This window comes from Gillisia sp. Hel_I_29 (assembly GCF_000744275.1).
Classification (GTDB): domain Bacteria; phylum Bacteroidota; class Bacteroidia; order Flavobacteriales; family Flavobacteriaceae; genus Gillisia.
In genome coordinates, this window is the sequence record NZ_JQLP01000005.1 from 2293624 (window position 1) to 2318955 (window position 25332).

The 25332-nt window shown below is 34.6% G+C and carries 25 protein-coding genes and 1 tRNA gene; 17 read left to right on the forward strand and 9 right to left on the reverse strand.

From position 1 onward, the window contains the following. The first annotated feature begins 14 nt into the window (after positions 1-14). Positions 15-608, forward strand: coding sequence for a DJ-1/PfpI family protein (locus P163_RS15665; RefSeq protein ID WP_316930085.1), 594 nt, complete (start codon positions 15-17; stop codon positions 606-608). A gap of 453 nt (positions 609-1061) precedes the next feature. Here the strand turns inward: P163_RS15665 and P163_RS18750 are convergent, their stop codons facing one another. The 3 genes from P163_RS18750 to P163_RS15675 all read right to left on the reverse strand — a co-directional run bounded on the left by P163_RS18750 (position 1062) and on the right by P163_RS15675 (position 3479). After that, positions 1062-1193 carry a hypothetical protein gene (locus P163_RS18750; protein ID WP_262489661.1) on the reverse strand — a complete coding sequence of 44 codons (132 nt, stop codon included), beginning with the start codon at positions 1191-1193 and terminating at the stop codon, positions 1062-1064. Positions 1194-1933: 740 nt separating this feature from the next. After that, positions 1934-3157: a site-specific integrase gene (locus tag P163_RS15670; protein ID WP_034893369.1), complete on the reverse strand. Its 1224-nt coding sequence runs from the start codon at positions 3155-3157 to the stop codon at positions 1934-1936. A 240-nt stretch (positions 3158-3397) separates the two neighbouring features. Beyond that, a tRNA-Leu gene (locus tag P163_RS15675) sits at positions 3398-3479 on the reverse strand. Positions 3480-3748: 269 nt separating this feature from the next. Between P163_RS15675 and P163_RS15680 the strand changes: the two genes are divergently transcribed. The 13 genes from P163_RS15680 to P163_RS15740 all read left to right on the forward strand — a co-directional run bounded on the left by P163_RS15680 (position 3749) and on the right by P163_RS15740 (position 16002). Then, entirely contained in the window at positions 3749-4690 is a 942-nt protein-coding gene (locus P163_RS15680; protein ID WP_034893372.1) for a ribose-phosphate pyrophosphokinase, read from the forward strand. A 109-nt stretch (positions 4691-4799) separates the two neighbouring features. Beyond that, on the forward strand, positions 4800-5435 hold the full coding sequence (locus P163_RS15685; protein WP_034893374.1) for a 50S ribosomal protein L25/general stress protein Ctc: 636 nt from the start codon (positions 4800-4802) through the stop codon (positions 5433-5435). 88 nt (positions 5436-5523) lie between these two features. Then, a complete protein-coding gene (gene pth, locus P163_RS15690) occupies positions 5524-6153 on the forward strand; it encodes an aminoacyl-tRNA hydrolase (protein ID WP_034894514.1) in 630 nt (209 codons plus the stop codon). 7 nt (positions 6154-6160) lie between these two features. Beyond that, positions 6161-7099, forward strand: coding sequence for a bifunctional riboflavin kinase/FAD synthetase (locus tag P163_RS15695; protein WP_034893377.1), 939 nt, complete (start codon positions 6161-6163; stop codon positions 7097-7099). Continuing rightward, entirely contained in the window at positions 7089-8408 is a 1320-nt protein-coding gene (locus P163_RS15700; RefSeq protein WP_034893379.1) for an HTTM domain-containing protein, read from the forward strand. The genes P163_RS15695 and P163_RS15700 overlap by 11 nt, the downstream gene beginning before the upstream one ends. A gap of 53 nt (positions 8409-8461) precedes the next feature. Beyond that, positions 8462-9733, forward strand: coding sequence for a serine--tRNA ligase (gene serS, locus P163_RS15705; protein ID WP_034893382.1), 1272 nt, complete (start codon positions 8462-8464; stop codon positions 9731-9733). Positions 9734-9935: 202 nt separating this feature from the next. Further along, positions 9936-11648 (forward strand): tetratricopeptide repeat protein, encoded by a 1713-nt coding sequence (locus P163_RS15710; RefSeq protein ID WP_231556212.1) that lies wholly within the window; start codon positions 9936-9938, stop codon positions 11646-11648. A 56-nt stretch (positions 11649-11704) separates the two neighbouring features. Continuing rightward, positions 11705-12013, forward strand: coding sequence for a DUF4286 family protein (locus P163_RS15715; protein WP_034893389.1), 309 nt, complete (start codon positions 11705-11707; stop codon positions 12011-12013). 46 nt (positions 12014-12059) lie between these two features. Beyond that, positions 12060-12929 carry a 16S rRNA (adenine(1518)-N(6)/adenine(1519)-N(6))-dimethyltransferase RsmA gene (gene rsmA / locus P163_RS15720; RefSeq protein ID WP_081891349.1) on the forward strand — a complete coding sequence of 290 codons (870 nt, stop codon included), beginning with the start codon at positions 12060-12062 and terminating at the stop codon, positions 12927-12929. Then, positions 12919-14271 (forward strand): magnesium transporter, encoded by a 1353-nt coding sequence (mgtE, locus tag P163_RS15725; RefSeq protein WP_034893392.1) that lies wholly within the window; start codon positions 12919-12921, stop codon positions 14269-14271. The genes rsmA and mgtE overlap by 11 nt, the downstream gene beginning before the upstream one ends. A gap of 11 nt (positions 14272-14282) precedes the next feature. Next, complete coding sequence (locus P163_RS15730; protein WP_034893395.1) at positions 14283-14648, forward strand: cupin domain-containing protein; 366 nt, start codon at positions 14283-14285, stop codon at positions 14646-14648. A gap of 6 nt (positions 14649-14654) precedes the next feature. Then, a complete protein-coding gene (locus tag P163_RS15735) occupies positions 14655-15605 on the forward strand; it encodes a 2-hydroxyacid dehydrogenase (RefSeq protein ID WP_034893398.1) in 951 nt (316 codons plus the stop codon). A 10-nt stretch (positions 15606-15615) separates the two neighbouring features. Continuing rightward, entirely contained in the window at positions 15616-16002 is a 387-nt protein-coding gene (locus P163_RS15740; protein WP_034893401.1) for a VOC family protein, read from the forward strand. 76 nt (positions 16003-16078) lie between these two features. On the opposite strand, the gene P163_RS15745 is transcribed toward P163_RS15740, so the two are convergent. From P163_RS15745 to P163_RS15765, 5 genes are all read right to left on the reverse strand, one after another. Then, positions 16079-16726 carry an SDR family oxidoreductase gene (locus P163_RS15745; RefSeq protein WP_034893404.1) on the reverse strand — a complete coding sequence of 216 codons (648 nt, stop codon included), beginning with the start codon at positions 16724-16726 and terminating at the stop codon, positions 16079-16081. A 102-nt stretch (positions 16727-16828) separates the two neighbouring features. Then, positions 16829-18628, reverse strand: a complete 1800-nt coding sequence (locus P163_RS15750; protein WP_034893407.1) for a GNAT family N-acyltransferase — start codon at positions 18626-18628, stop codon at positions 16829-16831. Between the two features lie 52 nt (positions 18629-18680). After that, the gene (locus tag P163_RS15755; RefSeq protein ID WP_034893410.1) at positions 18681-19931 is read right to left on the reverse strand and encodes an aspartate kinase; all 1251 of its coding nucleotides are present in this window, start codon (positions 19929-19931) and stop codon (positions 18681-18683) included. 2 nt (positions 19932-19933) lie between these two features. After that, positions 19934-20407: a GNAT family N-acetyltransferase gene (locus P163_RS15760; protein WP_034893413.1), complete on the reverse strand. Its 474-nt coding sequence runs from the start codon at positions 20405-20407 to the stop codon at positions 19934-19936. A 79-nt stretch (positions 20408-20486) separates the two neighbouring features. Continuing rightward, a complete protein-coding gene (locus tag P163_RS15765) occupies positions 20487-20963 on the reverse strand; it encodes a GNAT family N-acetyltransferase (protein WP_034893416.1) in 477 nt (158 codons plus the stop codon). A 115-nt stretch (positions 20964-21078) separates the two neighbouring features. Here P163_RS15765 and fbp point away from each other — a divergent pair, with 115 nt between their 5' ends. Further along, a complete protein-coding gene (gene fbp, locus P163_RS15770; RefSeq protein ID WP_034893419.1) occupies positions 21079-22089 on the forward strand; it encodes a class 1 fructose-bisphosphatase in 1011 nt (336 codons plus the stop codon). Positions 22090-22097: 8 nt separating this feature from the next. Here fbp and P163_RS15775 read toward each other — a convergent pair whose 3' ends face one another. Next, positions 22098-22523 carry a TerB family tellurite resistance protein gene (locus tag P163_RS15775; protein WP_034893423.1) on the reverse strand — a complete coding sequence of 142 codons (426 nt, stop codon included), beginning with the start codon at positions 22521-22523 and terminating at the stop codon, positions 22098-22100. Between the two features lie 158 nt (positions 22524-22681). Between P163_RS15775 and P163_RS15780 the strand changes: the two genes are divergently transcribed. Both P163_RS15780 and P163_RS15785 read left to right on the forward strand, forming a co-directional pair. Then, positions 22682-23707: a ligase-associated DNA damage response exonuclease gene (locus P163_RS15780; RefSeq protein ID WP_034893426.1), complete on the forward strand. Its 1026-nt coding sequence runs from the start codon at positions 22682-22684 to the stop codon at positions 23705-23707. Next, positions 23704-25296, forward strand: coding sequence for an ATP-dependent DNA ligase (locus P163_RS15785; protein ID WP_034893429.1), 1593 nt, complete (start codon positions 23704-23706; stop codon positions 25294-25296). Before P163_RS15780 ends, P163_RS15785 begins: the two co-directional genes overlap by 4 nt. Positions 25297-25332 lie beyond the last annotated feature (36 nt).

Consider the following 25332-nt stretch of genomic DNA (forward strand, 5'->3'; position numbering starts at 1 on the left):
AATATTAGAAAACAATGAAAAAATATGAAATTATAATGATAATTTGCGCCACAATTTTTATTAGTTGTAATGCAGACAAATCAAAAACGAAAGAAGAGAATCCCGAGTTCACAAAAACCAAAGTAAAAACAGATACGCTGACAAAACATCTAAAACCTTTTAATCCAGAATTGCCAACAATAGGACTTTTGATGTATAACGGAGTTTTACAAAGCGAGGTAATTGCAACATCTGATGTTTTTGCAAAACCGACCGAAGATGGGAAACAACTTTTTAATGTTATTTCTATAGCAGAAACTGAAAATCCAATTACAACTGAAGAAGGGATGCATTTCGTTCCCGATTATACTTTTAAGGATTGCCCTAAACTGACTGCTCTTTTTGTACCAAGTGCCTATGATATGTATGCCCAAGTCCACAACGAAAAAATTGTAAATTTTATAAAAAAGAAAAATAAGGAAACTAAATATACTGTCAGCAACTGTGCAGGAGCTCAACTAATCGGAAAATCGGGAATTGCTGACGGACACAAAATTGTTACGTGGATTGGAGGTGGTGAACAACTGCAAAAAGACTATCCGAATTTAAATGTTCAAAATGAAGTGTAATAACTTTCGTAGAAGATGGAAAATTTAGTTCTTCAAACGGAAATTTAGCCAGTTACATTTCGGCACTGAATTTACTAGAAAAAATGACCAGTCTGGAACATCGAAAATTTGTTGAGAGTTATTTATATCTCGACCGTCTTCAAAGTTGGGGAAAATAAATTTTGTGATCAAAATAGAACTAATTTTCTATAGAAAAATATGGAATGCATTTAGTAAATTACACTAATTCACTTGGGTGCTTTTGGTAAAAAGCAGTTATTAATTGTGTTATAATAAATTCATAGTCGATAAATTTACTTTGAAGAAGTAATTAAAAATCCTTTAGAACAATTTGTTTATAATATTAATTGGTGTGATTGGAAAAGAAATCGACTACTATGAATAGTAAAAATCTAAAATAATAACCTCAAGCATTTTTGCTTGAGGTTATATAAAGATGTGGCATAACACAAACTATTCCTCTTCCTCTTCTGGACTTCTTTGGTTTCTTCTTCTTTGATCTTGATCTTGATCATTCTGAAGATTTCTCTGATCTGGATTATTTTGTCCAGCTTTCCTCTGATTTTCATTTTGTTGTGTGCTCATAATAAAAGGTTTAGGTTTATAATAAATGAATTAAATGTAAATTACTCTAATAATTTATTTTTACAACAACACCCAATGCTAATAAAATTATAAATTATGCCTGGCTTCGCTTAAAGCTATTTAAGTTAAAATTAACAGCAGAATCTATTAACTTTTCAGACTTATATGAAGCTATTATAAATAAAATCATAAAATATAATTTATCCATCTCTAACATATTAAGACTATTTTTATAAAGAGTATATTATAAAACAAATCATGCAGTAAGTAATTAGTAAAAAATTCTATGTCTAGGTAAAAAATAACGTAGCTCCATATATAAAAAATGTTATTGTTTACTTTTGAGTGGTAACATTGTATATGATTAAATTGATTGGATGGGTTTCTTACTTTTTTGCTAAAATTGAAAAGATTAAACCCCGTGAAATATTTATAATTTCTAGAAATGCGAGAAAAAGAGTCGTCACGGAAACCTAATCCAAAATGGTAATTCTTTTGGCTTTTAAATTTCCAAAATATATCGAAGAAAAGGTCAAATGTGATTTGCTTATGCTTAAAATGTGAAATGATAATTACCTTTCCGAAGGCTTTGTAAAGCGGATTTATTTAATTATTTGTGATAGATAATACAATCTAATAGCTCAAATTTCCTATTCTTAATTATAGTTATGAATTTTCATAAAGGAAACAATGGTTTTTAATTAATAAATTAAATAGAGTCATTCATTTTTATTTGTAAGTTAGTTGTTATTTTCCTTTACCGCCATCCTTGCTCTGAGTTTATTCATATCCTCACTCAATTTTTCATCTAAGATCTTAGCATAATGTTGTGTTATTTTGAGAGAACGATGCCCAAGCATTTTACTTACTGATTCTATTGGTACGCCATTGGAAAGTGTTATAGTGGTAGCGAACGTATGTCTAGCCATATGAAATGTCAAATTCTTTTTTATTTCACAGCGATCGGCGATTTCTTTTAAATAACTGTTTATTTTTTGGTTTGAATAAACAGGAAGAAGTTTTCCTGTTGAGTCATCTAGGTACTTATATTTTTCTATAATTTTTTCAGCAACTGGGAGTAGAGGTATACTGCTTAGCGTCTTTGTCTTAGTCCTTTTTATTTTAATCCATTGGCTACCGTCTATTCCCATAATTATATTATTCGGGGTAAGTTTAAATACATCACTATAAGCAAGTCCTGTATAACATGAAAAAAGAAAAACATCTCTCACGTGTTCAATACGTGCAATAGTGAACTGCTTTTCCATAATAGTTATTATTTCTTCTTTGGATAAGAATTCGCGTTCTTTTACCTGAAGTTTAAGTTTAAAGTTATAAAATGGATCTTTTTCTATCCATCCATTTGCATAGGCTACACGTACAATTTTTTTAAGGTAAGAGAGATACTTTAATGAAGAATTATGCGAAAGATCTAATTCTGTTTTTAAATAATAAATAAAACTATTTATGAATTTAATATCAACATTTTTAACCGGATAATCCTTGCTTTTAAAAGTAAATAAAATGAAAGAAGAAATATGTTTTTTGGTAGTTGCGTATCTTTGAAGTGTTCTAAAAGAATAATCCTTACCAACTAATTTTTTCATTCTGGAATTATGTTCTTCAAACATTTCAAGTAAAAGTTTATTATCATCACCAATTCCCAAGTATTCATTTTTTATTCTCAGAAGTGATACCTCCTCATTATTATTTATAATTTTCTGATAGATTTCATAAATTCTGTTTTTAATTATATCTAAATTTCGGTTTACTTGCTTAGCTTCAATGGATGTTCCTATTACCTTGTTAGCTTTCGGATTCCATTTTGAAAGGGTAACTTTTCTCATTGTACTTAACTCAACTCTTTTGCCATCATAGGTAATTCGTAAATATACCGTGGCTTGATCAGCATTTTTATTTTTACTTTTTCTGGTGTAAAATAATATTGATAATAGATCTTGCATCTTTTATAGTTTAAAATTCAATCTAAATTTAACTGAAAATATTTATACGAAAAACGCGTAAAGCTTTATTTAACAATAGCTTACCTGCTATTCGGGGACACCTTATGAGATAGTTAAAGTGTCCCCGAAATAGACTCTTTTTAATTGTAATTAAATGATATCAGATGAATTCAATAAAAATGAAAAACCCCATAAACAGTGAAGTTTATGGGGTTTTAGTTTAATTTGATATGTAAAAAGTACTCGAGGCGGGAATCGAACCCGCACTTCCGAAAAAACTGGATTTTGAATCCAGCGCGTCTACCAATTCCGCCACTCGAGCCTAAGCAGGCGGCAAAATTATAAAAATTATTTGTTTGTCTAACATTAAACTTCAAATTTTATTGAGACTTTCTGAAATTAAGTAGTACCTGTTTAATTATAAAATCAAATGCTTAATCAGCACTCATTTAAAACATTGATAATCAGTATTATATAAACTTTTAATTTCTGCTAATATTCCTGATGTGTGGTATGCAATGCCAGTAAATTAATTTCTAAATTTGTTTCGCAACAACATAAATAGTATAAATCCACAAAACACAACACAATATGCCTGATTTAATACCTGAAGCTAAGATTTTTACTTGTACCCAAAGTAGGACACTTTCAGAAAAGATTGCAGCTGCTTATGGTACTCCTCTTGGAAATGTAATTACTGTAACCTACAGTGATGGTGAATTTCAGCCTTCATTTGAAGAGTCTGTAAGAGGATCTAGAGTTTTTATTATTGGTTCTACCAATCCAAATTCAGACCATCTTATGGAAATGCTTTTAATGCTAGATGCAGCAAAAAGAGCATCTGCAAGGCATATCACAGCGGTTATTCCTTATTATGGTTGGGCGCGTCAGGACAGAAAAGATAAGCCTAGAGTTCCAATTGCAGCTAAAATGATTGCAAGTATCTTAGAAACAGCTGGAGCTACACGTATTATCACAATGGATCTTCATGCAGACCAGATTCAAGGATTTTTTGAAAAACCTGTAGATCATCTTTTTGCTTCTACAGTATTTCTTCCGTACCTAAGAAGTCTGAATTTAGACAATTTAACTATTGCCTCGCCAGATATGGGTGGATCTAAAAGAGCGTATGCGTACTCTAAAACTTTAGAGAGCGATGTGGTTATTTGTTATAAACAACGAGCTAAAGCCAACGTGATCTCTCACATGGAACTTATTGGAGATGTTACCGGTAAGAATGTGGTGCTGGTAGATGATATGGTAGATACCGCAGGAACATTAACCAAAGCTGCAGATGTAATGATGGAAAAAGGAGCTTTAAGCGTTCGAGCTATTTGTACGCATCCTGTTCTATCTGGAGAAGCTTATGAGCGTATAGAAAATTCTCAATTATTAGAATTGATAGTTACAGATTCTATTCCATTAAAAAGACATAGTGATAAGATTAGGGTGGTGAGCTGTGCAAATCTTTTTGCAGATGTAATGCAACGCGTGCATCAAAATAAATCTATCAGTTCAAAATTTATTATGTAACTAATTGAGTTGATAAAATTTGGCGAGCCATATCGCCGTAAATATTTTTACATCAGGGTTTTAAAAGTTGCGAAAAATGTCGCACCTTTGCAACCTAAAATTTTTAAAAATGAAATCACTTACGATCAACGGATCTAAAAGAGAAAGCGTGGGGAAAAAGGCAACTAAAGCCCTACGTAATGCTGGACAGGTGCCTTGCGTTATATACGGAGGGGGAGAACCATTACACTTTGCAGCGAATGAGATTGACTTCAAAGACTTGGTTTACACTCCTGATGTGCATACTGTGGTTCTGGATTTAGGGTCAGATAAAATTGATGCTGTTTTACAAGACATCCAATTTCACCCTGTAACAGATGCCATTCTACACATGGATTTTTACCAAATCTATGATGACAAAGAAATTACTATGGAAATTCCTATTCACACTGAAGGTGTGGCTCGTGGAGTTAAAAATGGTGGGGTGTTACGTTATAACTTACGTCGCCTTAAAGTTAAAGGTCTTCCAGGTACACTTCCAGATTATATTAAAGCAGATGTTTCTAAACTTAAAATTGGAAACAAACTTTATGTAACTGCAGTAGCTAGTGAAGATTATGTTATTCAACATCCAGATAACACAGTTATCTGTCAAGTTAAGACTTCTCGTAATATTACTGAGGATCTTGAAGATGATGAGGATGAAGTAGCAGCAGATGAAGTTCCAGCAACTGAAACTGATGATGTAGCTGCGGTAAAAGAATAAACATTTTTCTACCAAAAATAAAAAGCATTCCTTTCCGATTTTGTCGGGATTTGGGATGCTTTTTTTATTTTTACCAAAATTTAATACTATGCTGGCTTTCTTCGGAAGATTATTAGGTAAAACAAAAGAAATCCAGGAAGAAGTAGATCCTATGAAAAAATTTTTGATTGTTGGACTGGGAAATATCGGTCCGAAATATCACAATACAAGACATAATATTGGTTTTAAAATTTTAGATTATATCGCCGAGAAGGAAGAGGTGACTTTTACTACAGATAAACTTGGAGATATGGCTACTTTTAGATTTAAGGGTAGAACCTTTGTCATGATAAAGCCAAGTACCTATATGAATCTTAGTGGGAAAGCGGTTAATTATTGGCTTGCTAAAGAAAAAGTACCTTTAGAGAATTTAATGGTAATTACAGACGATCTTAACCTTAATTTTGGAGCTATTCGCGTTAAGACTAAAGGTAGTGATGGTGGTCATAATGGGTTAAAAGATATACAAGCAACTTTAAATACCAGTAATTACAATAGATTTAGATTTGGAATTAGCGACGAGTTCTCAAAAGGGAATCAGGTAGAATATGTACTGGGTGATTGGACTAATGAAGAGGAAGATAAAATGCCCGAAAGGTTGGAGACTTCCCATAAATTAATTAAGTCTTTTGGTACCGCAGGCATCAACAATACAATGAATACTTTTAACGGAAAATAACCCTCACTTGAAAGAACATAAAGGAGCAAATGCTTTTAAAAGCGATAGACCTACAGTAATTACTATAGGAACTTTTGACGGGGTACACGCCGGCCATCAAAAAATAATAGAGCGTCTTATAGACACCGCGAAAGTTAATAATATGGAAAGTGCTATTCTTACATTCTTTCCACACCCCAGGATGGTGCTTCAAAAAGAGGGTGAGTTAAAACTTATTAATACTATAAACGAGCGTAAAGCACTTCTAGAAAGAGCAGGGTTAGATCATCTTATCATTCACCCCTTCACTATGCAATTCTCCAGATTAAGCGCCTTAGAATTTGTGAGAGATATTCTGGTAAATAAGCTCAATGCTAAAAAAGTGATCATAGGGTATGACCATAGATTTGGAAGAAATAGAACAGCAGATATTGCAGATCTTCGCGAATTCGGAAAACAATTTGATTTTGAAGTAGAGGAGATCGGGCAGGAGGATATTGAAGATGTGGCTGTAAGTTCTACCAAAATCAGAAAAGCACTATTAGAAGGTAGAGTGGAGAAAGCTAATAATTATTTATTGCATCCATTTGCTATCACAGGGAAAATAGTTAGAGGAAAAGGTTTAGGTAAAGAATTTGGTTATCCTACCGCCAATCTTAAAGTAGAAGAAGAATATAAACTAATTCCTAAGAATGGTGTGTATGTGGTACGTTCTTTTATAGATGGGAATTCTTACTATGGGATGATGAATATAGGCACCAATCCAACTGTTGGGGGAACTCATCAAACTATTGAAACATTTTTCTTTAATTTAGATAAAGATCTCTATGGAAAAGTGCTTACCATAGAAATGCTATCCTGGATTCGAGATGAGAAAAAATTTGAGTCGGTTTCTGCTTTAAAACTCGCAATGAGACAAGACGAAGCTTTCTCTAAAGTTTATATCAAAGATAACTATGCTGAATAGGTGGCTCTTTACCCAAATTGATAATAGTGCCCTAGTGGTATTTCGTATTATTTTTGGATTATTGCTTGCGCTTCAGGCATTTTCAGATGTAGCCTTGGGATGGGTTCGTAGAAGTTTAATAGCACCTCAAGAAACATTTAATTTTATTGGATTTGAATTTCTGCAGCCACTTCCAGGTGATGGAATGATCTATTATTACTTAATAATGGGGCTTTTTGGTCTTCTTGTTATGGTGGGCTATAAATATAGATTTAGCATAATTGCCTTTACAATTATGTGGTCTGGAGTTTATCTTATGCAAAAGACTTCTTATAATAATCATTACTATTTGCTGATGCTCTTAGGGATTATTATGACTTTTTTACCCGCAAATAGATATGCTTCTATAGATGCGTGGAAAAACCCAAAGTTAAGAGCTATCTCAATGCCTCGTTGGGTTTGGTTGGTAATTGTTCTGCAATTATGGATAGTATATACGTATGCCTCTGTGGCAAAGTTATATCTAGGTTGGTTTGATGGTTCTTTCTTTAATATCCTTCTTAGGTCCAAACAACATTATTGGATGGTTGGAGAATTTCTGCAGGAGAAGTGGGTCCATACAACGATGGCTTGGTTTGGGTTTTTATTTGATCTTACTACCATTCCATTGTTCTTAAATAGGAAAACTAGAATTCCTGCATTTATTGCTGCAATCTTCTTTCATCTCTTTAATAGCTTTATTTTTCATATTGGAATATTTCCATACTTATCATTAGCCTTTGCGCTTTTCTTTTTCTCTTCAGAAAGGATCAATAAGAACATTTTACGTGGTAAGAAGAAATTTTATACGGGTAATGAGATCAAAGTTCCTGCATATAGAAATCTACTTATAATAGTTCTTGGGATTTGGTTCATACTTCAAATAGGTTTACCATTAAGACACTGGTTCTTTAAAGATGATGTGCTCTGGACGGAGGAAGGACACAGATTAAGCTGGAGAATGATGCTACGAGCAAAGTCTGGGCGTAGTACTTTTAAGGTGGTAGAAAGAGGAACACGAGATACTATAATCGTTCAAAAGACAGATTATTTAACTCCCAAACAAAACAGAGCCATAAACTCTAAGCCAGATCTTATTTGGCAGTTTGCGCAACGCTTAAAGCGAGAATATGCTAAAAAGGGAAAAGATGTACAGGTGTTTGCAGATGCAAGAGTTAGTGTTAATGGGCAAGGCTTCTATCCATTTACAGACCCCAAAGTAGATCTTGCCAACGAGCCATGGTATCATTTCAAACATAATGATTGGATTTTACCTTCGCAATTTGAATGATACTTTTATTGGCTTTTGTTACATTTGCTGCTTATTAAAAATTTAACGGCCTTATGTTACAAGTAAGCAATATTAGAGCGCATAAAGAGGCGTACATTCAAGCCTTGAAAAAGAGAAATTTTGAAGCAGAAAGCATCTTCAACGATGTCTTAAAACTTGATGAAACTCGACGCTCGTCCCAAACAAAATTAGACGAAACTTTGGCCGAAGCAAATCAGCTTTCAAAAGAGATAGGTTTGCTGTTTAAAACAGGAGAGCATCAAAAAGCGAATTTGCTTAAGCAAAAATCTGCTCAACTAAAAGAAGCTTCCAAAAGTCATTCTGATGAACTGGGTGATGCTGTAAAGCAATTAGAGAAATTGCTATATACCATTCCTAACATTCCTCATCATTCTGTGCCTGCGGGAGTTTCAGAAGATGATAATGAAGAGATATTTAAAGCTGGAGATATTCCTGTGTTGGCAGAAGGATCCCAACCTCACTGGGAACTTGCGAAAAAATATGATATTATAGATTTTGAACTTGGTAATAAAGTTACCGGGGCAGGATTCCCTATTTATAAAGGAAAAGGTGCACGTTTACAGCGAGCACTTATTTCTTATTTTCTAGATAAAGCAGCAGATTCTGGATATAAAGAATATCAGTTGCCGCTTATGGTTAATGAAGCATCAGGATATGGAACCGGGCAATTGCCAGATAAAGAAGGACAAATGTATCATGTTACGGAAGATGATCTTTATTTGATCCCTACTGCAGAAGTCCCACTTACCAATATGTTTAGAGATGAGATGTTATCTGAAAATGACTTGCCATTAGCTTGTACAGGATATACACCTTGTTTTAGAAGAGAAGCAGGATCTTACGGTGCACATGTACGTGGCTTGAACCGTTTACACCAGTTTGATAAAGTAGAATTGGTAAGAGTGGAAAAGCCCGAAAATTCTTTTGCGGCTTTAGATACTATGGTAGACCATGTAAAAGGACTTTTGGAAGATCTAAAGTTGCCTTATAGAATTTTAAAATTATGTGGAGGCGATCTTGGATTTACTTCTTCCCTTACGTATGATTTTGAAGTATTTTCTACAGCGCAAGACAGGTGGTTAGAAATTAGTTCTGTTTCTAATTTTGAAACCTTTCAAACCAACAGGTTGAAATTGCGTTATAAAGATAAAGATGGTAATAAGCAATTATTGCATACGCTTAATGGGAGTGCGCTTGCATTGCCAAGAGTTTTAGCAGGTATCTTAGAGAACTATCAAACTGAAGATGGAATTAAAATTCCTGAAGTTTTAGTGCCTTACACAGGCTTTGATATAATAGATTAAGTTTTTGACCCTTCGACTCCGCTCAGGGTGACAGAATCTATACATCACGGTTCTAGGTGTGTTATCTAGAATCGAGATGTTATTTAACCTTTCAATAAATTAAGCAAGCAACGCATTTTGTTATCTTTACAAAATGCGCTGCTTTTTTTTACTTTGCTTCTGTTTTCTAACCAATATCGGGCTGTTTGCACAGTCTGAGCAGTTGGCTAAGAATTATATGAATCAGGGGGAGTATGAAAAAGCCTTAAAAACCTATGAGCAGTTGGTTAAAAATGATCCTCGAAATCAGCTTTATTTCTTCGGACTCATAAATTCGTATCAGCAATTAGAAGATTTTACTGTTGCAGAGAAACTTCTTCAAGAAAAACTTAGTGCCAGTAATAATCCTATTTACCTCATTGAACTAGGTCATAATCTTGAGCTTCAGAAGCTAAATGAAAAGGCTAATAGCTATTATGAAAAAGCTTTAGTGACTATAGCTCAAAATGTAAATTACTCCTATTCTTTGGCTCGTAGTTTTGAGAAATATAGCTTGTTGGATTATGCTGAAAAAGCTTATAAGAATGGAATGGCCGGAAATTCTATGATGCGATTTGAAATTCCGTTAGCAAGAATTTATGGGGAACAGGGAAAGCTAGATCAAATGTTCGAAGCATTTCTAGCTCTTATTGAAAAAGAACCTGAATTAAGTACTACTATAATTCGAGAATTTGACTGGTATATAACTAATGACGCTAGTAATGAGGCAAACCTAATATTAAAAAAAGCTATTTTACAGAGGCTTCAGCAAAACCAGGGAATTGTTTTTACTGAGATCTTGTCCTGGTTGTTCATTCAGCAAAAGGATTTTAATAAAGCATTTGTTCAAGAAAAAGCGATCTACAAAAGGGGTAATAAGAATTTACAACGAATCATTCAGCTTGCTGTAATTTCAAGATCAGAAGAAGATCTGGAAACTTCAAAAGAGGTACTGGAATTTATAATTGGAGAAGATCCACCGGGAAATATATTATTACAGGCAAAACAATTATTACTGAATATGAAGGTGCAGACAGCATCTAAAAAAGAATATGAGGAGATAGCAAAAGATTTTGACTTGGTGTTGGAAGAGTTTGGTAATGGGGAAGAGACGCTGTCAATACAGATAGATAGAGCAAACTTTATAGCATTTCAACTAGAAAATGTAAAAAAGGCAGAAGACTTACTTTTGGAACTAGCTGCTCGTACAAACTCCAATTATCAATTAGCTTCCGTAAAGATGGCGCTGGCAGATATTCTGGTAATAGCACAAAAATTTAATCAGGCGCTTATAAATTATTCCCAGGTTCAAAATTTAGTAAAGAATGATGAGCTGGCACAAGAAGCAAGATATAAAGTGGCTAAAACCAGTTATTATAAAGGAGATTTTGAATGGGCCAAATCTCAGTTAGATGTGCTTAAAGCTTCATCTACTCAGTTAATAGCCAACAACGCGCTAGAGCTTAGTTTATTAATTCAGGAGAATTCTTTAGAAGATTCTACTCAAGCGGCGCTCAAATTATATGCGCATGCAGATCTTTTGATCTTTCAGAATAAAAAAGAAGCAGCAATTAAGATCTTAGAAGAGCTGTTGCAGCAACATAAAGGAGATAAGATAGAAGATGAAGCCCTTTTAAAACAAGCAGCGCTTTATGTGGAGCTTCAACAATATGAAAAGGCAGAAACTAATTACCTAAAGATACTTGAATATTATCCAGATGACATTTTAGGTGATAATGCTACCTATCTTCTGGCAGATCTTTATAATGGGCCTCTTGGTAAACCAGAAAAAGCAAAGGATTTTTATGAGCAAATCATCTTTAATTACGCTGATAGTATTTACTTTGTAGACGCTAGAAATAAGTACCGAAGTTTGCGAGGAGATCTTCCAGACTAGAAGAAAAGGTGAGGTACATTTCAAAATCAATTCAGCTTTTTAAAAACGCTAATACTATGTATATATATAACGTAACAATCAATATTCAGGAAGATATTCATGACGAATGGCTTTTATGGATGAAAAATGAGCATATTCCAGAAATGCTTGATACTAAGAAATTTTCTAAAGCTTTAATGACTAAAGTTTTGGTTAATGAGGAAATGGGAGGTATTACTTACTCGGTACAATATACTGCAGATAGTAAAGAGCTTTTGGAAAGTTATAAAGCAGAAAATGCAGCAGAGCTAAGAGCAAAAACCAAACGTTTTGAAGGTAGATTTGTAGCTTTTAGAACAGAGCTTGAGATTGTAAGCGAACAATAATAATATCTTTTAAAGTCGTCTTTAGAAGTCGGTTAAAAAAATCCCCATGAAAAATAATAAAAAGAAGTCCTATTCAGGTAAAGACAAGAAATACGGACAGCAAAAGAATTCCTCTAAATTTCCGGATGAAATAGTAGAAGGTTCTGTAAGAGCTAAAAAACATCTGGGGCAACATTTTCTAACCGATGAGACCGTAGCAGAAAAAATTGCCAATTCGTTAACCTATTCTGGATATAAGAATGTGCTGGAAATAGGCCCGGGAATGGGAGTGCTTACTAAATATGTTATTAAGAAGGATGTAGATCTTCACGTTATAGAAATAGATACCGAGAGTGTAACGTACTTAAATGATAATTTTCCTGATCTACAAGGCAAGATTCATGAAAAAGATTTTTTAAGGTATGATATTAAAGAGATCTTTGGGGAAGATGCCTTTGCGATAATTGGTAACTTTCCTTATAATATTTCAACACAAATTGTGTTCAAAACTTTAGAAAATAGACATCAGATCCCAGAATTTTCTGGGATGTTCCAGAAAGAGGTGGCGCAAAGAATAGCAGCCCCTCATGGAAATAAAACTTATGGGATACTTTCAGTATTAACACAAGCATTTTATGATGTTACCTATCTTTTTACTGTACCTCCGGGAGTTTTCAATCCGCCGCCAAAGGTAGACAGTGGAGTGATTAGATTATCCAGAAAAGAGAATTTCACCCTTCCGTGTAATGAGGCATTGTTCTTTAGAGTGGTGAAAACAGCATTTCAGCAACGTAGAAAAACCTTAAGAAATAGCTTAAAGATCTTTCAATTACCAGACGAGATAAGGGAAGATGTTGTTTTTAATGAACGCCCGGAACAATTAAGCACTCAACAATTTATAGATCTTACCCTAAAAATTCAGCCTTATGCAATTTGAAGTTACAGAGGAACTAATTGAAAAAATAGAATCTCTTATTGAGCAAAAGAACGATGAGGAATTGTTGTTGCATCTTGATGAGGTTCACCATGCAGATATTGCAGAGATCCTTTCTGACCTTGATCTTGATGATGCTACGTATATTGTAAAGCTTTTAGATAGCGTAAAAACTTCTGAAGCTCTTATGGAGCTGGAAGAAAGCGTTAGGCTCAGAATTCTTGAGAATCTCTCTCCAAAAGAGATCGCTGAAGAATTGGAGGAAATGGATACCGATGATGCTGCAGATATTATTTCTGAACTTTCAGAAGAACGTCAGCAAAAGGTAATTTCTCATATAGAAGATGAAGAGCATGCAGATAATATTGTTGAGTTATTAAGGTATGACGAAGATTCTGCAGGGGGGTTAATGGCGAAGGAGTTGGTAAAGGTAAACGAGAATTGGAACGTTACCGGATGCATGAGTGAAATGCGAGCTCAGGCAGAAAATGTTACCAGAGTACATTCTATTTATGTAGTAGATGATAGAAACAGATTGAAAGGAAGACTTTCTTTAAAAGATCTTCTTACAGCTCCAAGTAAGGCAAACATTAGCGACGTTTATATTCCCAAAGTAGATTATGTAAATGTGCATACCGAAGGAGAAGAAGTGGCCAGGATCATGCAGAAATATGACTTGGAAGCAATTCCGGTGGTAGATGAAATGGGCAGATTGGTTGGTAGAATTACTATTGATGATATTGTAGATTTTATAAAAGATGAAGCTGAGAAAGATTACCAGATGGCTGCGGGTATTTCTGAAGATGTAGAAGCAGATGATAGTATTTGGAGACTTACACGTGCCCGATTGCCGTGGTTGATACTGGCACTATTTGGAGGATTTATAAGTGTTACAGTTCTAGGTACATTCTCTTCTGCAATGGAGAAGCATGCTGCATTATTTTTCTTTGTTCCATTAATAGCCGCAATGGCTGGAAATGTGGGAGTACAATCTTCAGCTATAGTTTTGCAAGGTTTAGCGAATAAAACCTTGAAAGGTTCTCTCTTCAGCAGATTATTAAAAGAGGTTACGTTGAGTCTTTTTAACGGAGTGGTATTGGCCGTAATTCTTGGTATTGGAGGAATATTTCTTTTAGGGTTTGATCTAACTTTTGGACTTACTGTTGGAATATCTTTAATATCAGTAATCGTAATCGCATCTCTTATAGGAACTTTTGTGCCTATTATGTTAGACAGAGTAGGGATAGATCCTGCCATGGCTACAGGTCCATTCATTACCACAAGCAATGATATCTGCGGAATTTTGATCTACTTTACCATTGCGCAACTTATTCTTGGATTCTAAAATCAGCATAAATGAAGACCATCAATATACAAGAAAAGCTTACCAAATTTAGCGATTATTGGCATCCACACCAGATCGCTGTGGTTAATGATATGCAGGTGTTGTTGGCTAAAGTTTCAGGTGAATTTGTGTGGCATATGCACGATGAGGAAGATGAACTTTTTCAGGTAGTTAAGGGGAAATTATATATTCAATTTGAAGATAGAATCGAAATTTTAGAAAAAGGAGAAATGTTGGTGGTTCCAAAAGGAGTGAAGCATTGCCCCAAAACAGATGAAGGGGAAGAAGTACATATTATGCTTTTCGAAAAACTTACCTTAAAACATACCGGAAACGTAGAGAGTACTTTAACCGTAGACGACTATCCTAAAATATAATTATTGATGAGAATTCTTCACGCAGACAGCAATCATCCATTAATGATAGAAATGCTCGAAAAAGCCGAGCATGAAAATATTGAAGCTTATACTTGGAGCAAAGAAGAGATACTAGAAAAACAGCATTTGTTTGATGGTATCATCATCAGAAGCAGATTCAAGATCGAAAAAGATTTTATAGATGCAGCTCCTAATTTAAAATTTATAGCCAGAGTGGGTGCCGGCTTGGAAAGTATAGACGTACCGTATGCCGAGAGTAAAGGTATAGCACTTTTTTCTGCTCCGGAAGGGAATAGCAATGCAGTAGGAGAACATGCTTTAGGAATGCTATTATCTTTATTTAATAAACTGAATAAAGCCGATAGAGAAGTAAGAAAGGGTTTTTGGCATCGGGAGGATAATCGCGGAATTGAGTTGGATGGCAGAACAGTGGGAATTATTGGATATGGCAACATGGGGAAAGCATTCGCTAAAAAACTTCGTGGCTTTGATGTAGAAGTGCTTTGTTATGACATTAAAGCAAATGTGGGAGATGAAAATGCTTCTCAGGTACCCTTAGATGAATTTCTGCAGAAAGTCGAGGTGGTAAGCTTACACACGCCGTGGACTCCGCAAACTGATAAGATGATAAATTCAGACTTTATCAATAAATTTAAAAAACCTTTTTGGTTACTAAATACCGCGAGGGGAAATAGCGTAGTAACAGCAGATCTGGTACATGCAATTATAGAAGGGAAAATTCTTGGAGCCGGATTGGATGTATTAGAATTTGAAAAGAGCTCTTTTGAAAATCTCTTTGTAGATGAGAATTTGCCGGAATCACTTAGGGAGTTAATGTTCTTCGAGAATGTTTTATTAAGTCCGCATGTAGCCGGATGGACGGTAGAATCTCATAGAAAACTAGCAACGACTATTGTAGATAAGATCATAGCCAAATTTGGAATAAGAAACCAATAATTTAAACAATATGAAAAATAGAGTAACCGGTATAGGAGGAATATTTTTTAAATCTAAAGATCCAGAGGCAGCTAGAAATTGGTATAATAAACATTTAGGTTTTGATACTAACCAATGGGGAAGTACATTTTGGTGGAAAGACAATCATGGGAAGGATAGTTCTACACAATGGAGCCCGTTTAAAGATGATACCACCTATTTTGAACCTTCTAAAAAAGAGTTTATGATGAATTTTAGGGTGGAAGATCTCGATGAACTATTAGATGCATTAAAGGAGGAGGGGGTTCATGTTTTTGAAGAAAGACAAGATGTGGAAGAAGGGAAATTTGGATGGATCTTAGATCCTGAAGGCAATAAAATAGAGTTATGGCAACCTAATGATAAGGCTCTGAAATAACCTATATCTAAATTATTAAATAAAAAAAGGATTGACCATTGTCAACCCTTTTTTTATTTAATAATTATATATTTATCTATGCCTGACTCATATCTATCAAAGCATTTTTAATTGGTTCTCTACCTTCCAAAGCTTCAAATGTCTTATTCTTAACCAAAGGATCTGCAAGACTCATTACCAATAAAAAGGCAACATCATCTCTAGAGATCTCACCGCGTTCATTCAGTTTCTCTCCAAGTTTTACTTTTGCAAGTCCAAGATCATCTGTTAAAGCTCCCGGACGAACTATGGTATAATCCAATCCGCTTTCTCTAAGATAATCATCTGCGTTTGCTTTTGCTTCAAGATATGTTTTAAGATCTTCATTAGAAGAAGGATTATCTGCACCCATGGCGCTTAGCATAATAAATTTCTTAATATTGGCTTTTTTAGCCGCATCTATCAATCTTTTAGCTCCTTCTTGATCTACTGCTATCGTTTTGTCTTCTCCGGTATTTCCTCCAGATCCTGCTGCAAAGATTACTCGGTCTATTCCTTTCACGGTGTGATCTAGATTTTTTTCCAGATCTCCCATTACTGTGGTAACTCCCATATCTTCAAAAACCTCTTTTTGTTCCTCTTTTCTTATAAGAGCAATAGGTTCAAAGCTAGTAGAGCTATTTAAAATTTCAATGATTCTTTTCCCTGTACTTCCGGTAGCTCCGGCAATTAATATCTTTTCCATTATCGTTTCATTTTTAATTTATACGAAGATAAAATTGATACTTGGCAAATCCCAATTCGGTAGGTGGAATAACATGAAATTAACAGCAGGAAAATAATGATTTTAAGGATGCTGTGCTTTCTGTTCCAGTTCCTTTTGAAACTCTTCCATAATTGGTTTAACCGTACTTTCAGGAAGATCTGCAATGCGTATATACATCAATCCATCTATCGCATTATTAAATAGAGGGTCTACATTAAAGGCAATAACACGTGCATTTTGCTTGATATATTTTTTAATAAGCACCGGCATTCTAAGTCCGTCCGGCTCAATTTCATCTATAATCTTATCAAATTTATTAAGATCTGCTTCACTTTCATCAAAGACAAAATCTTTATCGGCATCATTCAATTTAACTTTGAATTCTTTTTTAGGTCTTATATATTGAGCCACATAAGGATCGTAATAATTAGATTTCATGAATTCTATCATTAATGATTTAGAGAAATTCGAGAATTTATTGCTGATGCTCACTCCGCCAATAAGATATTTATGCTCCGGGAATCTAAGTGTACAATGCACGATCCCTTTCCATAATAAGAATAATGGCATTGGTCTTTGTTGATATTCCTTAACTATAAATGCTCGTCCCATTTCTATAGACTGGCTCATCATTGTATAAAGCTCAGGCTCAAATCTAAAGAGATCCTGTAGGTAGAAACCATTTATTCCATGATTTTTAAAGATCTCAGAACCCATTCCCATTCTATAGGCACCGGCAATCTTTTTTGCCTCATTATCCCATAAAAAAAGGTGATAATAATAATTGTCAAAATCATCAAGATCTGTAGCATTATTGGTGCCCTCCCCAATTTCTCTAAAGGTGATCTCTCTAAGTCTTCCAATCTCACTAAGAATGTTAGGGATGATCTCTTTCTTTGCTAAAAAGACCTCGTAATTTCTACTTTCTAAAAGACGTTTATCGAGTCTTCTGCAAGTTTCAATTTCTACTTCCATTAAACTCTCACTGGTCTCATCTATAATCTTCTTGGGAGTTTTAGGAAGTTTTATACTCTTTGGAATATTATCAAAAAGGCTCTTTTTTTCAAAAGAATTAGCCAGCATATAAGTTTTTCTTCTAAGAAATGCCGTGTAACCTTCCAGCGTTATATTAGCGTTTTGATCTGCCACAGAAATAGCATTTCCAATTCTTACATTTATTTTTCTCTTCTTCTGAGAAAGCATTTCGCTAGGAAGCTTTGCAGTTCTTAATACATCGCTCATTCCTGCAAGTCTATAGAAAAAAGTACTATTCTTAGCATGAAAATAAACCGGAATTACTGGGACCTTTGCTTTTCTAATAAGCTTCATTGCAGAAGGTTCCCAAGGTTTATCTACGATCATTTTTTCATCCTTATTGGTAGAAACTTCACCTGCTGGAAATATTCCAAGTACTCCTCCGTCTTTTACATGCTGAAGCGCTTGTTTAATTCCGCCTAAGCTTGATTTTGCATCCTTGTGATCCTCAAAAGGATTTACAGGCATAATATATGGCCTTAAAGGATCTAATCTATGAAGCAAGAAATTCGCAATGATCTTAAAGTCCGGGCGATGTTCCAGTAATGTTTTCATCAATATCATACCATCTATACCACCAAGAGGGTGATTAGAGATCACAATAAAGGGACCTGTCTTGGGAATCCGCTTTAGATCTTTCGGAGGAATTTCAAAATCTACCTCAAAACCATCTAAAATTGAATTTATAAAGTCTATTCCAGAGAGACCCTTTCTCTTTTCGTATTCTTTATTGAGCTGAGAGATCTTTGTAGTTCGCAAAACAACCCATCCTATTGAAGTTCCAAGTACACCCCACTTGTCCAGGTTCATAACTTTGGCGACTTCTTTTGCGTTCACAATTCCCATGAAGGATATTTTAAATATTAATTATTATGTGATATTCTTAGAAACAGAATTATTAGTTTCTTGTAACCAGCTGCACCGTATTTTGTGTCACCTGTTTAAGCAAGACTTCTTTATCTTTCTCTAAAGAATTAATGGCTCTTTCATCAAAATGACGAATGGTATATAATGATACCTCTGTTAAGAACTCTACTTTAAATCTCGCTTTTAAATGCTGAATTAATTTTTCAAGATTATTGAATCTATTGTCTACACAAACAGAAAAACTAATGGCAGAATTTTGAATTAGATCTACTTTCATCTGATATAAATGAAATAATCTAAAGATCTCACTAATATTCTCTTCAACCATAAAAGAGAAATCTAATGATGATAAGGATATCAATACCTGGTTCTTTTTAACTATAAAGCATGGTATAGACGGTATTAATGTCTGGCCCTTACTTACTGCAGTTCCTTTTCCATCGGGTTCCAGAAAAGATCTTACATATAACGGGATCTCTTTGCGTTGTAAAGGTTGTAAGGTTTTAGGGTGAATTACAGATGCTCCGTAAAATGCTAGCTCTATTGCCTCTTCATAAGAGATTTGGTCTAATAGTGTTGGATTTTCGAATATTCTGGGATCTCCATTCAATACTCCCGGTACATCTTTCCAAATGGTAACCTTCTCGGCATTTAAACAATACGCAAAAATAGCAGCGGTATAATCACTTCCTTCTCTCCCTAAGGTTGTGGTAAAGTTATTAGTATCTGTAGCAATAAAACCCTGCGTTAGGTATAAGTTATTAGGTTTTAAACCCGAAATATTTTCTTGAGTTTTGGTCCAGTTCACCGTAGCATCTCTATACGTACTATCTGTTTTAATATAATTTCTGGCATCTATCCAAGTATGATTTACAGCCTGAGATTTAAAATATTCGCTAACAATAGTTGTAGAGATCAATTCTCCATAACACACAATTTGATCGTATACAAAATCGTATTGCAGAGATTTGTTGTGCTTCATAAAATTATAAAGCTCTTTGAAAAAATCATTCATCTTATCAAAAACAACGCCTTCAGTGTTTTCAAATAACTCCTCTGCCAATTGATAATGATACTCTTTTATATAATTTAAACTGTCCACAGGAATTTTGCCTGTTTGCAGGTATTCAGATATAACCAATTCAAATGCATTGGTCATTTTGCCCATAGCAGAGATCACGATCATTTTATCATCAATCCCTGTTTTATTGAGCACTTTAAGAACATTTTTAACTCCAGAGGCATCCTTAACAGATGCCCCACCGAATTTATATATGTCCATATTTATTTTGTAATGTTTTTCTTAATCCCGGTTTCATCCATATGTACGGTGTACCAATTCTTCTTGATATCTGCTCCAGTATTTTCATAGAATTCAATGGCATTCTTGTTTCCTTCAGAAACCACCCATTCTACTCTTCTAACGCCATTATCATGACCATATTTTACTACCGTTTGGTATAAGGCTCCACCAAGGCCAGTTCCTCTCATAGATTCTCTTACAATAAGATCTTCTAAATGCACGGTTCTTCCTTTCCAGGTAGAAAATCTGAAGTACACCAAGGCCATACCTTCAATTTTTCCTTTTACATCTGCTACAAAACATTTAAAGTTTCCTTCCTCAAATCCTTCTTTCTCAAGGTCTGAAATTTCTATTTCTACCTGATCTGTTGCATTTTCGTAAGCAGCAAGTTCTTTTATAAGTTCAAGAACCTGTGGCATGTCTTTCTTTTCGGCTTCTCTTATAGTATAATCCATAGTGTTTTTTGGTTTGTTACAAATTTAGTAATTGATTTTTATAAACCTGTTAATGTGTTCCTATAGTTGCCTAGATACCTTAGTGTTTTACAAATTTCTTCATAGCACTTTCATCCATTTGTACAGTATTCCAGTTATCAAAAACTGTAGCTCCACTGCGTTGATAAAATTCTACTGCAGGTTTATTCCAATCTAATACTACCCATTCTGTGCGTTTAACTCCTTTTTCAACCGCGAATTCTATTACTTTTTTATATAAAGCACTTCCTAATCCTGTACCACGCATGTGCTCTCTTACAATAAGATCTTCTAGATGAACTGTTCTGCCCTTCCAGGTAGAAAATCTAAAATAGATTAAAGCCATTCCTTCAATCTTATTTTCAACTTCTGCTACAAAACAATTAAATAACGGGTTTTCACCAAAACCTTCTTCTTCAAGAGTGTTTAGATCAACTTCTACAGCATCTGGTTCTTTTTCAAATGCTGCCAATTCTTTTATCAAATCTAAGATCTGCGGGAGATCTTCTTTTTTTGCTGGTCTGATGTTATATATCATAGTATGTTAATATATTCAAAAATAAGGAACCTGATGCTTATATATTTTCCGAAAACGTTGTAGTAACTAAAAATTTGAATATTTTTACGCTGTCTTAAAAATTATACCCCATAAAATGGCTACAAAGAATCAAACCTTAGGTGAATTTATTATTGAAAATCAGCAAGATTTCGCATATTCTTCAGGAGAACTTTCACGATTAATAAATTCTATAAGATTGGCTGCGAAAGTGGTAAATCACGAGGTAAATAAAGCCGGTTTAGTAGACATTATTGGTGCCTTTGGAGAAACAAATATTCAAGGAGAAGAGCAACAAAAACTAGATGTATATGCAGATAAGACTTTTATAAGAACCCTTACCAATAGAGAGATTGTTTGTGGGATTGCTTCTGAAGAAAATGACGATTTTATTACCATTGAAGGTTGTAATAAAGATAACAAGAACAAATATGTGGTTCTTATAGATCCATTAGATGGAAGCTCTAATATAGATGTAAATGTTTCTGTGGGAACCATCTTTTCTATTTATAGAAGAGTAACTCCAGTTGGAAGTCCGGTAACTATTGAAGATTTTTTACAACCCGGGAATAAGCAAGTAGCTTCTGGATATATTATTTACGGTACATCTACTATGTTAGTATATACCACTGGAAATGGAGTAAATGGATTTACCTTGAATCCTGCTCTTGGGTCTTGGTATTTATCTCATCCGGATATGAAAATTCCTGAGACTGGAAATATATATTCTATAAATGAAGGGAATTACGTGCATTTCCCGCAGGGAGTGAAGGATTATATCAAATACTGTCAGGAAGAAAAAGAAAATAGACCATATACTTCAAGATATATTGGATCTATGGTAAGTGATATTCATAGAAATATGATAAAAGGAGGAATTTATATTTATCCTAAAAGTTCAAAATCTGAATCTGGAAAATTAAGATTGTTATATGAATGTAACCCGATGGCTTTTATTGTAGAGCAAGCCGGTGGAAAGGCAACAGATGGTTACAGTAGAATAATGGACCTAAATCCTTCAGAATTACACCAAAGAGTTCCATTCTTTTGTGGAAGTACTACTATGGTAGAAAAAGCTGAAGAATTTATGGCCAAATATGAAGAGTAATTAAATAATTACTTTCTTTCTAAAAGGTATCTGTAATCTTCAAAATTTAACTGTCCGCTAAAGATTTGGATAGACCTATTTATTATTTCTTTTGAAGCTTCAGAAGAAAAACCAAGTCCTATTGCATAACGCTGTATTAGGTCTGCTTCTTCATCATCTATTATATGATCAGAAAAGATGATTGTAAAAAGGTCATGTAATCTTTCCAATCTTCTTTCAAAATCATTAGGCGGCTGAATAGGAAAAGAAGAAGGATTTTTTATAACCTTTAGATATTCTTCTTCGCTAATATCTAGCTTTCGAGCAAATCTCATTAATTGAGCTTCTTCGCGCTCATTAATTTCACCATCTACGGCTGCTAAGTTTACAATAGCCGCAAAATGGCCTAAATTTCTCAAGTGCTCTCCTGAGCCAAACAAATCTGAAAATGACATATTTTAATAAGTTTTACCGCACAAATATAGGTAATAGGTAGTGGATGTTATATCAAATTTTTGCAAAAATTATATAGCAAACAGAAGCTAATCTTTTCTTAATCGTTTTAGGTTACTCCTGTAATTTGCTAATTTTCATTATAAATAGAGAGAAAGATATGAAACCGCCATTACTAGCATTTAATGATAAAGGAATTTACTGTGCAGAGGCAGATGTATATCTAGACCCGTGGAGACCTGTAGATAAAGCAATCATTTCTCATGGGCACGCAGATCATTCTCGTTGGGGCCACAAACAATATATTACGCATCACACCAATGTGCCCATCATTAAGCATAGGTTGGGTGACATTCAAGTAACAGGAAAAGCTTGGGATGAATCTTTTGTAATTAATAATGTAAAATTTTCATTACACCCTGCCGGTCATATTATAGGTTCATCACAAATCAGAGTAGAATATAAGGGAGAGGTTTGGGTTTTTTCAGGCGATTATAAAACCGAAGATGATGGAGTAGCAGTACCCTACGAGCCAGTTAAATGCCATAGTTTTATTACGGAATGTACTTTTGGTCTGCCAGCTTTTAAGTGGTTACCGCAAGATCAAGTAATGAGTGATATTAATAACTGGTGGCAGCAAAATAGAGAAGATGGGCGAACTTCTATTTTATTTGGATATTCCCTAGGGAAAGCACAACGACTTCTAAAATTTTTAGATCCTTCTATAGGGAAGATATATACGCATGGTGCTATAGAGAATATGACAGAAGTGATTCGGCCTATGTTAGAACTTCCGGAAACCATCAGAATTACTAGAGATACTAAAAAAGAAGAATTTAAAGGAAATATAGTTCTGGCACCACCAAGTGCACAAGGAACTACTTGGATCCGGAAAATGGTACCGTATGTAACCGCTTCTGCAAGTGGTTGGATGGCTTTTCGAGGTGCAAGACGAAGAAGAGCTATAGATAAAGGTTTTGTATTGTCAGACCATTGTGATTGGCAAGGATTACTTACTTCTATAAAAGCTACAGGTTGTGAAAAAGTAATTTGTACACATGGTTATTCTGATATTTTCTCAAAATATTTAACCGAACAGGGGTATGATGCAAGAACAGAAGCCACTCAATATGAAGGAGAATTAGGCGAATTGGAAACTAAAAATGAGCAGGAGGTGATATCATGAAACAATTTGCAGAATTAATAAGAACCTTAGATAGCACTAACAAAACCACCTTAAAGGTAGAAGCGCTCACGCATTATTTTAAAATTGCAGCTCCAAAAGATAAGGTTTGGGCTATTGCAATACTTTCTCATAGAAGACCACCTCGCCCTGTAAACACTACTTTGTTGAGACAGTGGGCTTCAGAATTGGCAAATATTCCCGCGTGGCTCTTTGAGGAATCGTATCATATTGTTGGAGATCTTGCTGAAACTATTGCACTTATAGTTCCTGCCTCCAGTTCCTCTTCAGATAAAAGTCTAACTCAATTCTTGCAAGAGATCATCGAGTTGAAGAAAAAATCTGATGAGGAAAAGAAAGAATATCTGTTCAGCAATTGGAGAGATCTTAATTATTACGAGCGCTTTGTTTTTAGTAAACTAATTACTGGTAGTTTTAGAATTGGAGTAAGCCAGAAATTAATGACTCGTGCGCTTTCAAAAGCTACAGAAATTGATGAGGATATTTTGGCTTACAAACTCATGGGAAACTGGGAGCCAAGTAAAATTTCTTTTGATCAGTTGATTTTACAAGAAAATGGAGAAGATTATTTGTCTAAACCTTATCCTTTTTACCTCGCGTATGCTGTGGAGAATGATGTTAAAGATCTGGGAGATGTTTCAGAATGGAGTGCAGAGCACAAATGGGACGGAATTAGAAGTCAGGTGATCGTTAGAAATAATGAACTTTTTGTATGGAGTAGAGGAGAAGAACTGGTTACAGATAAATATCCCGAATTTCAGGTATTTGTGGGTACGTTGCCTAACGGAACTGTGTTAGATGGCGAGATCTTACCTTTTCCAGATAATGAAATTGGAACTTTTAATGATCTGCAAACCAGAATTGGTAGAAAAACAGTTTCTAAAGCCTTGCTAAAAAAAACACCTGTTATTTTAAAGGCGTATGATATTTTAGAGTGGGAAGGAAAAGATGTTCGAGAATTGGCATTTTCGGAACGCAGAAAGATCTTAGAAGAACTTTTTAGCAATGTGAAAAATGAAGAAATACCATTGCATCTTTCAGAAAAAATATCTTTTAATTCCTGGGAAGAAGTAGCAATAGAAAGAGATAGGGCAAGAGAAGAACGGTCTGAAGGCTTAATGCTGAAGCGATTGGATTCACCTTATTTGGTGGGTAGAAAAAAAGGAGATTGGTGGAAATGGAAGGTAGATCCTTTAACTATAGATGCGGTGCTCACTTATGCAATGCGGGGTCATGGAAGAAGATCAAACCTTTTTACAGATTACACCTTCGGACTTTGGGATGAAGAAAAAAAGGAACTGGTTACTTTTGCAAAAGCCTATTCCGGCCTTACCGATGAAGAATTTAGAAAAGTAGATGCCTGGATTAAGAAAAACACACTGGATAGATTTGGTCCGGTACGAAGTGTTACGCCGCATCATGTTTTTGAGATCGCTTTTGAAGGAGTAGCGGCATCTGGCAGACATAAAAGTGGGGTGGCTACTCGTTTTCCACGAATCTTACGCTGGAGAAAAGACAAAAAAATTGAAGAAGCCAATACTGTAGAAGATCTTAAGGCATTAATACCTTAGTTGTTTTATCTACTCCAAAATTCCATCTGGAGAAAT

Bases quoted from the DNA above. Each gene is read 5' to 3' on its own strand.
- P163_RS15765 (WP_034893416.1), bottom strand. From the start codon at position 20,963: ATGATATATAACATCAGACCAGCAAAAAAAGAAGATCTCCCGCAGATC.
- fbp (WP_034893419.1), top strand. From the start codon at position 21,079: ATGGCTACAAAGAATCAAACCTTAGGTGAATTTATTATTGAAAATCAG.
- P163_RS15780 (WP_034893426.1), top strand. From the start codon at position 22,682: ATGAAACCGCCATTACTAGCATTTAATGATAAAGGAATTTACTGTGCA.
- serS (WP_034893382.1), top strand. From the start codon at position 8,462: ATGTTACAAGTAAGCAATATTAGAGCGCATAAAGAGGCGTACATTCAA.
- P163_RS15680 (WP_034893372.1), top strand. From the start codon at position 3,749: ATGCCTGATTTAATACCTGAAGCTAAGATTTTTACTTGTACCCAAAGT.
- P163_RS15665 (WP_316930085.1), top strand. From the start codon at position 15: ATGAAAAAATATGAAATTATAATGATAATTTGCGCCACAATTTTTATT.
- pth (WP_034894514.1), top strand. From the start codon at position 5,524: ATGCTGGCTTTCTTCGGAAGATTATTAGGTAAAACAAAAGAAATCCAG.
- P163_RS15755 (WP_034893410.1), bottom strand. From the start codon at position 19,931: ATGGACATATATAAATTCGGTGGGGCATCTGTTAAGGATGCCTCTGGA.
- P163_RS18750 (WP_262489661.1), bottom strand. From the start codon at position 1,193: ATGAGCACACAACAAAATGAAAATCAGAGGAAAGCTGGACAAAATAAT.
- P163_RS15730 (WP_034893395.1), top strand. From the start codon at position 14,283: ATGAAGACCATCAATATACAAGAAAAGCTTACCAAATTTAGCGATTAT.
- P163_RS15715 (WP_034893389.1), top strand. From the start codon at position 11,705: ATGTATATATATAACGTAACAATCAATATTCAGGAAGATATTCATGAC.
- P163_RS15745 (WP_034893404.1), bottom strand. From the start codon at position 16,726: ATGGAAAAGATATTAATTGCCGGAGCTACCGGAAGTACAGGGAAAAGA.
- P163_RS15670 (WP_034893369.1), bottom strand. From the start codon at position 3,157: ATGCAAGATCTATTATCAATATTATTTTACACCAGAAAAAGTAAAAAT.
- P163_RS15685 (WP_034893374.1), top strand. From the start codon at position 4,800: ATGAAATCACTTACGATCAACGGATCTAAAAGAGAAAGCGTGGGGAAA.
- P163_RS15785 (WP_034893429.1), top strand. From the start codon at position 23,704: ATGAAACAATTTGCAGAATTAATAAGAACCTTAGATAGCACTAACAAA.
- P163_RS15740 (WP_034893401.1), top strand. From the start codon at position 15,616: ATGAAAAATAGAGTAACCGGTATAGGAGGAATATTTTTTAAATCTAAA.
- P163_RS15735 (WP_034893398.1), top strand. From the start codon at position 14,655: ATGAGAATTCTTCACGCAGACAGCAATCATCCATTAATGATAGAAATG.
- rsmA (WP_081891349.1), top strand. From the start codon at position 12,060: ATGAAAAATAATAAAAAGAAGTCCTATTCAGGTAAAGACAAGAAATAC.
- P163_RS15775 (WP_034893423.1), bottom strand. From the start codon at position 22,523: ATGTCATTTTCAGATTTGTTTGGCTCAGGAGAGCACTTGAGAAATTTA.
- P163_RS15700 (WP_034893379.1), top strand. From the start codon at position 7,089: ATGCTGAATAGGTGGCTCTTTACCCAAATTGATAATAGTGCCCTAGTG.
- P163_RS15760 (WP_034893413.1), bottom strand. From the start codon at position 20,407: ATGGATTATACTATAAGAGAAGCCGAAAAGAAAGACATGCCACAGGTT.
- P163_RS15750 (WP_034893407.1), bottom strand. From the start codon at position 18,628: ATGGGAATTGTGAACGCAAAAGAAGTCGCCAAAGTTATGAACCTGGAC.
- mgtE (WP_034893392.1), top strand. From the start codon at position 12,919: ATGCAATTTGAAGTTACAGAGGAACTAATTGAAAAAATAGAATCTCTT.